Source organism: Nocardiopsis lucentensis DSM 44048 (genome assembly GCF_000341125.1).
Lineage (GTDB): Bacteria > Actinomycetota > Actinomycetes > Streptosporangiales > Streptosporangiaceae > Nocardiopsis > Nocardiopsis lucentensis.
In genome coordinates this window covers 1-1,264 of the sequence record NZ_ANBC01000433.1, presented here as the reverse complement: position 1 = coordinate 1,264, position 1,264 = coordinate 1, and the positions used below count along the sequence as shown (strand labels likewise).

At 71.4% G+C, this 1,264-nt stretch carries 2 protein-coding genes (1 of these 2 cut by a window edge); both read right to left on the bottom strand.

All coding sequences use genetic code 11. From position 1 onward, the window contains the following. Positions 1-396: the 5' end (the start) of a BTAD domain-containing putative transcriptional regulator gene (locus D471_RS0115260; protein WP_017599417.1), read on the bottom strand. It extends 984 nt beyond the left edge of the window; the window shows 396 of its 1,380 coding nt (coding positions 1-396); its start codon is at positions 394-396; its stop codon lies beyond the left edge, outside the window. Between the two features lie 65 nt (positions 397-461). Further along, on the bottom strand, positions 462-1,264 hold an 803-nt coding region (locus tag D471_RS0115255), incomplete at its 5' end, for a C40 family peptidase (protein WP_026127758.1).

Sequence of the window (1,264 nt, the reverse complement as noted above, 5' to 3'; positions counted from 1 at the left end):
CTCGTCCCGCCACAGCGCCAGCGCGTCGGCCAGCAGGTTCCGGCCGTCCGGTGCGTCCGGGGCCAGGCGGACCGCCTCCCGCAGTCGGGTCAGGTCCGCCGGAGCGGACGCGAGGAGGTACCCGCCCGAGTCCGTCCGCACGGTCTCCACGGTCTCCTCGGAACCGCCGAGGTCGCGCAGCGTCGCGCGCAGCCGGGAGGCGCGCACCTGCACGGCGTTGACGGGGTTGGCGGGCGGTTGCCGAGGCCAGAGCGCGTCGGCCAGGTGTGCCGTGGAGACCTGCCCGCCCGCGTGGGCCAGCAGTTCGCCCAGGAAGAGACGGTCCTTGGCGGCACGTGGGGCGACCGACGCGTCGCCGTTGGTGATCCGGAGGGGGCCGAGTACGAGGAAGTCCACGCCGAGGATCCTCCCATAAGAGGGTGAAAGGTCCTCGGCGTGGACGGTGTCAGCGCCTTCTGTGTCTACTCGATGAACCGGACCACGGTGGACATGGGCGGCCCGTGGGGCCCGTCGACCTGAGACACGCGGATGCTGTTGGCGTCACGCGGCCACGACGCCTCGATCATCTCGTTGTCGCCGATGTAGATCGCCACGTGTGTGGTCGAGGAGGGCCCGCCTCCCCAGAAGAGCAGGTCGCCGGGCTTGCGCTGGCCGTAGGGGACGCGCCGTGCGGAGCTGTGGTTGTACTGCGCTCCCGTGTGCCAGCCGATGTCGAGGCCCGCGCCCGCGTAGAAGGCGTACAGCGTCAGCCCGGAGCAGTCGAACCCGAGCCGGTTGTAGTCGTTCCAGCCGCTGGGGCTGGGCGAGCTGATGCCGCAGGACGCACCGCCGTAACCGCCGGCGCCCCAGGAGTAGCTGTAGCCCTGGCCGATCTGCGCCCGCGCCACGTCGATCACCCGCTGGATCCGCTCCTCCGGGGTGCCCGACGTCGACCCGCGCGGCCCGCTGGTGTTGCGGCCGTGCCCCATGCTGCAGTCGCCGGGCTCGGGGGCCGTGCCGCCGTCCGGGTCGGTGGGCACGTCGTCGTCGCAGCGGGGCATCCCGGAGATGAAGCCGTCGGTGCCGGTGTAGACGTAGCGGTCGGTGACCCACAGGTCGTCGGAGGTCTTGTCCCAGATGTAGGACCCGTAGGCGCTCTCACCGTAGGCCTGGCAGACGATGTCGATCGTGCTGCCCTCGGGGTAGGTCTTGACCTCTGTGGCCGACGTCGTCTTGGCGTCCCGTCCGGCCAGGTCCACCTTGGCCGTGTAGCCGCCCCCACTCG